The sequence below is a fragment of the Vibrio sp. V10_P2A27P122 genome (assembly GCF_963874335.1).
GTDB lineage: Bacteria > Pseudomonadota > Gammaproteobacteria > Enterobacterales > Vibrionaceae > Vibrio > Vibrio anguillarum.
Genome location: NZ_CAWNHY010000043.1, coordinates 1 through 8,708, shown reverse-complemented (window position 1 = coordinate 8,708; position 8,708 = coordinate 1). Strand labels below are relative to the sequence as shown.

The following is an 8,708-nucleotide window of genomic DNA, read 5'->3' as shown; positions in this document are numbered from 1 at the left end:
ATATCCAGATTTTATAAAGTAGCCTAAATCGCCAACTGGTCTGATTCGCCTTCTACCAAGCGGTATCCTACCCCTGTTTCTGTAATAATATGTTTAGGTTGGGCTGGATTTTCTTCCACTTTATGACGCAACTGGGCAACATGAATACGAACATAATGATGATGTTCAATGTAGTTACTGCCCCACACTTCTTTTAAAATTTGCTTATGAGTCAAAACCTTGCCCATATTTCTCACCAAAAGTTTTAAAATATTGTACTCGGTTTTGGTCAGTTTTAACGGTTCACCACTTTTAGTCACTTGCTTAAATGCCAAGTCGACAACTATCTGGCCGAATTGGTAGCAAACCGACTCTTGAGGCTGAGGTTGGCTCAGTTGGCGTAACGCGACACGTATTCGCGCTAGCAGTTCTTCACTACCAAATGGTTTAATCAAGTAATCGTTGGCTCCCGCATCAAGTGCTTGAACCTTATCTGATTCCTTATCACGGGCCGAGATGACAATGATTGGCGTCTGCGTCCAACCCCGAAGCTCTTTGGTGAGTGCAATACCTTCCATATCTGGTAAGCCTAAATCCAATAAAATCAGATGCGGATTCCAGTTTGCGACTAAGGCTACCCCTTGCTCTGCTGTTCCAGCCGTTTTGACTTGATACTGATAACCGCTGATCAACACGTTGAGAAAACGTTGAATCGGTGCTTCATCTTCAATGATCAAGATTTTAATTTCACTGTTCATACAGTCCCTTTAAATCGTAAAGTCGGCATGGTATCGCCACGGTAAAACTAACACCTTGGCTTTCACGGTTGCGAGCAACTATCGTACCGTGATGTGCGGTGACGATCACTTGGCATATCGCTAAGCCAAGCCCTGTGCCATCGACTTGGGTATGGTTGAGGCGATAAAAACGCTCAAAAATTCGGGTTAATTCTTGCTCAGGAATACCGGGGCCATTGTCCGCTACTGTTAAAATAAACGCCTCATCGCGGTATTCTATCTGAATCTCTATCTCACTTCCTTTAGGTGTATATTTGGCTGAATTTTCAATCAGGTTAGAGATAACCTGTTCAATCAATAAACTATCGAGTTCAACCAACATTGGTTCACTTTTTAAATTCACATGATGGTGACGCAATCGTCGAGATAAACGGCTCAGTGCACTGCCAAGCACTTCTTCAGGTTCGACCCAATCCAACTTAGGTACAAGGGCCGCGCTAGTGTAACGCGTGATATCAAGCAGTTTTGTTAAACTACGATTGAGCCGCTCACCTTGCTCAGCGATCGATTTCAATAGCTCATCTTGCACCTCTTGATCCAGCTTCAACCCCGCATCGGTCAACGTCGTTGCCACGCCAATGATCGTCCCTAATGGTGTTTTCAAATCATGAGATACTGATGCTAATAACGTGCTACGCATGGTTTCTAATTGATTAGCCGTTTCCACTTCCGCAAGCGCTTGGTTAGCTTGCGAACGTGCCAGTGACAAACTGAGTAATGAAATGACCCACGGGGTAACTTTGTCCTGTTGATCTTTTTCAACCACTAATACGCCCAATACTGTCTCTCGATCTTTAAGCCAGTGAATGGTGGTGGCCGCAGGTACATGACGGCCATCAAATTCTTCTAGCTGGGCATACGGAAAAGAATCGTTTTTGGCAAGCAGATGCCAGTGAGGGTGAGCAGATAAAATCGCGCTCGGCAAGCTCAGCTCTTTATTAAGAAATTGCACGGTCGCCTGCGCAATTTGCTCACTGGTTCGCAGTGCCGACAAGTGGCAAGCAAGCTGATAATAGGTCTTATGGCGCATCTGGAGGTGCTTATTTTTCTGTATTTGCTTTCTCTGTGACTGTGTTATATTGATCGCGAACATCCCACTGAACACCATCACCGAAAAAGTAATCACATGCTGTGCATTCTTAAAACGGAACGAACTGTAATCCGGCAATAAGAAGTAGTAATACACTATGACGCCCATAATGGTCATGAGGTATGCATTGCGTGGACGAAGTAGTGAAGCACTAACAATGTTGAGCAATAAAAACAGCATTGCCATGTCTGTTTCTAAGATATTTTTTCGGTAAATCACGCCCACCGTAGTAACCAACACATACAGGCATATCAATAAGATGACCCGTTGTGTCTCGTTTACTCGCGCCATGTTTAGCGTCTTAACCATCTTTGTTTCTCGTGATTTTGTCACCTTAGTGACGGAATCATACATCTTCAGACGTAAGTCGCAACGATTGCGATAAACACAAGAGGTTTCCAGAGTAATGAATTGGATTACTGATGCCAATACTGCGGTAGCAAATATAGCCTATCAATTAAGTGAAGTGATTGCCGTATACCCGATAACGCCAAGTACCACCATGGCCGAGTGCTGTGAAGCATGGTCGGCAAAACACCAGCTCAATATCTTAGGGGAGACACCCGAGGTAATTGAGATGCAATCTGAAGCGGGAACCATTGCGGTTGTGCATGGCAGCGCCATGAGCGGTGCATTAGCCACGACGTTTACTTCTTCGCAAGGATTATTATTGATGATCCCCACTTTATATAAATTGGTGGGAGAGCTGACTCCGTGCGTGATCCATGTCGCCGCGCGCAGTGTCGCAACCCATGCCCTATCGATTTTTTGCGATCACTCAGATGTGATGTCGATTCGGCAAACGGGCGTTGCCATGTTATGCGCAAGCAACGGTCAGCAAGCACAAGACATGGCGTTGATATCGACCATGGCTTCACTGCGCAGTCGGTTACCGTTTGTCCATTTTTTTGATGGATTTATCACCTCTCATACCTTAACTAATATAGACATGCTCACCACCGAGCAGGTAGCGCAACTTTTTCCCCATCGCGCATTACTTGAATTTCGTCAGCGCGCCTTAACGCCCGATCGCCCAACCTTACGCGGAGCAACGGCAGGTCCAGATACTTATTTTCAATGCCGCGAAGCGCAAAACCGCTATCAACAGCATGCACCCGATGTTGTCCAAACCTGTATGGATGAGTTTGCGCAGCTCACTGGACGTGCCTATCACTTAGTAGAGTACCGTGGCCATCCACAAGCTACACGACTAATCATCGCTCTTGGCTCGGTCAGTGAAACACTCAACCAATACGTTCAAAGCAAGCCAGATGAGAGCGTCGGTGTTGTCACCGTTCATCTCTATCGCCCTTTTCCTACTCAAGCATTACTCAACGCCTTGCCTGAATCGGTACAGCAGATCAGTGTGTTGGACCGCACTAAAGAACCCGGAAGTAGCGGTGAACCGCTGTATCTGGATGTGCTTGATGCCATTTACCAAAGTGGTCGACCCATTGAGTTATTCCGAGGCCGTTATGGTTTATCGGGAAAAGCTTTCTTTCCAGAAGATGCGCAGCACATTTTCGCTATGATGCGAAATGAGCACGGCCGGAAAAGAGAATTCGTGGTAGGAATCGATGATGACGTCACTCATCTTAGCCTACCCGTTACCTCACAGCCTGAACGAGAAGAAGCGCTGCAAACGGTGTTGATGTACGGCTACGGTGGTGATGGTAGCATCTCGGCAGGAAAAAACGTGCTCAAAGCTCTTGGCAAGCAAAACCACTGGTATGTGAATGCTCAGTTCGAGTACGACTCGAAAAAATCACGCAATCTTACGACGACGCACTTGCGACTCTCCGAACAACCGATCCAAACTCCGTACCCGATTCGGCAAGCCAGATTAATTTCGCTCAGTCAATTAGGCCTACTGAAAGACATCGATATCACGCAGCGATTTTGTCAGCGCGCGCTACTATTGATCAACACATCGCTTACAGGGCAAGCACTGTGGGATTCTCTGCCATTTGCATTGCAATCGACGATTCAAGCTAAACAGATCAAAGTGGTGACAATCGATGCCGATAAGTTAAGCGCTCAGCATCAACTCAAAAACAAAGCCAGCGTCGCTATGCAAGTAGCGGCGACTTTACTGCTCAGCCCAAGCCAAGAACCTTCTCAACAGCGTGCAACTTTGCTGGTTCTGCAAGCAATGTGCAAAACGCAATTACAAGGAAAACCTGACGCACTTATCGAGCGTAACCTCGCGTGCATTGAGGCAGCAGCGCACGAGATAAACGACTCACCTTTCACCATCACCGCACAAACCTCACAAACATCATTTGCGATCAAAGAGCGCAGCCAACCCTCTTCTTTGGTGGAATGGTTACTCGCTGGGAAAGGAGGAGATTTACCTGTCTCTGCCTACCCTGCTGACGGGATTTGGCCAACCAATACTTCTTCTTTAGAGAAACGAGATATCTCCGAACAATTACCAGTTTGGGATCCGGGTCTCTGCACTCAGTGCGGTTACTGTGTCTCGATATGTCCGCACTCAGCAATTCGTGCTCGGGTGTTCGAACCCAACGAAGCACATCAAACATCGACCGCGCTTAAAACCATGCCTTATCGCTCTCGTCATCAACAAGATGCGCAATACACATTGCAAGTATCGCCCGATGACTGCACTGGCTGCCAACTCTGCGCGCAAGTTTGCCCAGCCAAAGACAAGCGCGACCCTGAGCAGAAAGCGCTGACTATGATCAGTAAGCCGCTTTGTTATGAACAAGAACAGCAGCAGTTTGCCCAGTTTAATACGCTGCCAATACAAAACATCCACCAACAGAGCCGTATTGATGTCAAAACCATCCAGCATGTTGAGCCTTATTTCGAATACCCTAATGCTTGCGCTGGGTGTGGTGAAACACCTTACATTCGGATTTTGACCCAGTTATTTGGTGACCGACTTTATATTGCTAATGCCACCGGATGCTCTTCCATTTTTGGTGGCAATTTGCCCACAACACCCTACAGCCAAGATGCCCAAGGAAGAGGACCTGCATGGGCTAATAGCCTATTTGAAGATAACGCGGAATTTGGGCTGGGAATGCGATTAGCCGTCAAAGCCTTAGGGGCGCGAGCACAAACGGCCTTTGCTCAACACTCCCTTCACGGCAGCAATGAGTTACTCACTGACGTTGATGAGCGTCGACAACAACTGAGCAAGATAAAATCAAGCTTAACGTCAGACACTCCGCATGCCGAATTAAAGCTATTACTTGATTATTTGATTGAAAAGCAGGTATGGCTGATAGGTGGCGATGGCTGGGCTTATGACATCGGTTTTGGCGGCCTTGACCATGTGTTACGCAGCGGTGAAAACATCAATATCTTAGTACTCGATACTCAATGCTATGCCAACACTGGTGGGCAAAAATCCAAATCAACCCCACAAGGAAAAACAGCCAAACTGTGTAGTTTACCCAACCCAAATCCCGCCAAAGATTTGGTTGCTCTTTACCAAAACCTGCCCGGTATTTATGTGGCAAGAATCGCTTTAGCGGCCAATATGAACCACACGATCAAAACGCTACAAGCGGCTGGGGAACATAAGGGGCCATCATTGGTTGTCGCTTATTCTCCATGCATTGAGCACCATTATGATCTTGCGCAGAGCGCCGAATACACAAAGGCACTGGTTAAGCAAGGTGACTGGCCACTGTATGCAGCGCTTGGCAAAAACGTTGAATAACACACCTTAACCCTGCTAAGAAATAAGCCGTTCCTTGATAAAGAAACGGCTTATTTCTACGTGAGTTGATGGATCTTACTTTAAGCTCAATGAGTCGGTGCGCTGAACCGCAACACAATGCAATCAAGACATTAAATTTCTCGATAGACGCCCATCTCAATCAAACGATCAGAAGGAATGTTAAGCCGCTCTGCCGTACGCAGCGCATGTTTGCTCATTAAGATAAATAACCGCGCTTTGAAATCATGCCATAGGCCCACTTTCTGCGCCTGAATACGCTCAGCAGAGAGCAAGAAAATAGTCTCATTGGGATGTAGATGCAGCCCTTTAAGCGAACAGGAGTGCATCACTTGTTCAATATCTGGTACTTCCTGATAGCCCGTATGGATGATCACTTGCCAAAACGTTTCTGACAACTGCTCGATCTCTGCTCGGCGACAAGGATGCACTTTAGGCTGTGATTCATACTGAAACGTCATCAATATATTACGCTCATGAAGCGTTTTATTGTATTTCAAATTATGCACCAAAGAGCGAGGGACATGATGGCTGACACGCGAAAGGTAGACGGCATTACCTTGGGTACGACGAAATGTTTCCCCTTCAAGAGAAGCAATCATGGCAGAAAGCGACAAATCACTGCCCGACACGTCAAGTAAACGCTGCTTCTGCTGCTGCCAAATAGACATCACAGCAAAGATAAGACCACCTAGCGAAATCGGCAACCAACCACCATCACTCAATTTGGTCGAAGTTGCAGTAAAGAGAAAGGCATCTAGGCTAACAAAAACCGTCCCCAGCAACCAAACATGTGCTCGCGGCCATTGCCAGTAATAACGTGCCACAATCACTATCAGTAACGACGAAATTGCCATGATCGCCGTTACGGCGATGCCATAAGCGGCGGCTAAGTTAGCCGATGATTGGAAACGCATCATCACAAACAGCACAGCGACAAACAGCAACACATTGGCTGCTGGAACATAAATTTGCCCTTGAGAGTGCTCTGACGTATGGGTAATTTTCAATGGCGGGAGATAACCATAGTTCATTGCTTGACGAGTTAATGAAAAGATCCCTGAAATCACCGCTTGTGAAGCAATCACGGCCGCTAAGGTAGCCAAAATGATCACAGGCCATAGCCACAGATTAGGCACTAAACCAAAAAAGGTTTGACCTGTAACCCCTTGAGAAACCAACAGATAAGCCCCTTGCCCAAAGTAGTTAAGCAATAAACTGGGTAACACAATCATAAACCAAGCAAGACGGATTGGCTTAATACCAATGTGTCCCATATCGGCATACAAGGCTTCAACGCCAGTCACTGACAGCACTACGACGCCAAGAATGATCAACGTATTTACCCCCTGTTCGGCGATAAAATGAAACGCGTAATAAGGATTGATTGCGACTAATACCTGTGGTTGCTCAATGATAGCGTTAAACCCTAAAACGCCCAGCGAGAGAAACCATATAACCATTACCGGCGCAAAAAATCGCCCAATACGTTCGGTGCCTAATGCTTGAATTGCAAACAGAATCACGATAATTCCTACTGCAATCGGTAGCACGAATGGTGCGAAATCTTGCTCCACCACCGCGATACCTTCCACAGCAGACAGTACTGACATAGCCGGCGTTATTACCGCTTCACCAAAAAAGAACCCGGTGGCTAATAACCCAAGTAATAACACCAAAGGCTTTAGTGAATCTGGGCAATGCTCTCTAGCAATTGCTGATAAAGTTAAAATACCACCTTCACCATGTTTATGCGCACGAGTGATGAGCATTAAATATTTCACCGAGACGATCAACACAAATGCCCAAAACACCAAAGAGAGGATGCCAAGTACATTCAATGAATTGATCGGTAATGGGTGGTGACTAAAAAACACCTCTTTTAGTGCATATAACGGGCTAGTGCCAATATCGCCATAAACGATACCTACGGCTAATAGTGCAAGCGAAGCGGTACTTTTTTGTGGTTGTTTCATTTCAATATTGCCCTAAATGGGCATCCTATCTAACTATGCTCACCTCATAGTAATCAGATAGATTTAAAGAAAATGTATAAAACCAAGGATAGGCATATAAAAAGTATAAAGATTCAATCCCAGATTGAGCAAAATGTAGTAATAGTGGTCAAACTCGTTTCAATCCACATCACTCTGTTAACACTTAAATTACACAATGTAATTAATAACATTCATTGTTACGAAAAAATTGAAACTTCTTTCTCAAAACCTGAGTTGACAATTACATTCCCCAAAATAATTCAAACCTCATGACGTATATTGCCACCAAATACATGTCGAGGTTGTTATGAAAATATATCGTCTACTATTCGTTAGTTGCTTATTTCTGTTGGGATGTGCTTCAAATCAAGCATTCACTCCGATCAAAGAAGATCCCTATTGGGCGAGCGCCGAGCTGGCCAATGGCATGAAATACCACATTTATCCCAATCAAAAAGAACCCGTTTCCATCCGCTTGATTGTTCACGCAGCCGCATTTCAAGAAAACAATCAGCAACCGGGCTACGCTCATTTTCTTGAGCATATGGCTTTTAATGGCAGCGCTCATTATGCCGGAAATGATGCGATCAAAACCTTTGAGCAATCAGGTGTCAGTTTTGGCCCTGACATCAATGCTTATACTGCTTATCAAGAAACGGTTTACAAACTGGATTTACCCGATAACCAAGCGGTAGAGCCAGCTCTGGTCTGGTTTAGAGATATTGCCGATGGTATAGAGCTTACTCCCACATCGGTTGAAAATGAAAAACGCGTGATCATGGGCGAGTTTCGTTTTTCACGTAAAGAGGAGAAGAGCTACGCTCAAAACGTTTATGAGCACATGATTGCTAATACTTTATATGCGCAGCATGATCCCTTGGGCACCAAAGAGAGCGTGAACCAAGCGACACCCGAAGGGATTGCCGATTTTTACCGCACTTGGTATCAGCCACAACTCACCGAAATCGTTATCGCTGGCAATATCACATTAGAGCAAGCCACGGCATTGATAGAAAAACATTTCGCGAGCTGGGAAAAAGGCAGCACGCCAATGCCGACTAGAAATCACAGCATTACGGCCAATAATACAGATTTTGTGGGTTACATTGGTGCCAATGACTCACCGAACATTAGCC

General features: G+C 45.6%; 5 protein-coding genes. 2 read left to right on the top strand and 3 right to left on the bottom strand.

Annotated elements, in window-relative coordinates:
• Positions 1–23 precede the first annotated feature (23 nt).
• Together AACQ17_RS02610 and AACQ17_RS02605 are read right to left on the bottom strand one after the other, a co-directional pair.
• Positions 24–737, bottom strand: a complete 714-nt coding sequence (locus AACQ17_RS02610) for a response regulator (protein ID WP_094167684.1) — start codon at positions 735–737, stop codon at positions 24–26.
• Positions 727–2,157, bottom strand: coding sequence for a sensor histidine kinase (locus tag AACQ17_RS02605; protein ID WP_094124899.1), 1,431 nt, complete (start codon positions 2,155–2,157; stop codon positions 727–729). The genes AACQ17_RS02610 and AACQ17_RS02605 overlap by 11 nt, the downstream gene beginning before the upstream one ends.
• Before the next feature lie 115 nt (positions 2,158–2,272).
• Here AACQ17_RS02605 and nifJ point away from each other — a divergent pair, with 115 nt between their 5' ends.
• On the top strand, positions 2,273–5,557 hold the full coding sequence (gene nifJ / locus AACQ17_RS02600; RefSeq protein ID WP_094148019.1) for a pyruvate:ferredoxin (flavodoxin) oxidoreductase: 3,285 nt from the start codon (positions 2,273–2,275) through the stop codon (positions 5,555–5,557).
• Positions 5,558–5,688: 131 nt separating this feature from the next.
• On the opposite strand, the gene AACQ17_RS02595 is transcribed toward nifJ, so the two are convergent.
• Complete coding sequence (locus tag AACQ17_RS02595) at positions 5,689–7,551, bottom strand: potassium transporter Kup (protein ID WP_094148017.1); 1,863 nt, start codon at positions 7,549–7,551, stop codon at positions 5,689–5,691.
• A 328-nt stretch (positions 7,552–7,879) separates the two neighbouring features.
• Between AACQ17_RS02595 and AACQ17_RS02590 the strand changes: the two genes are divergently transcribed.
• Positions 7,880–8,708 (top strand): M16 family metallopeptidase (locus AACQ17_RS02590; protein WP_141201455.1); only part of this gene is annotated, 829 nt, incomplete at its 3' end.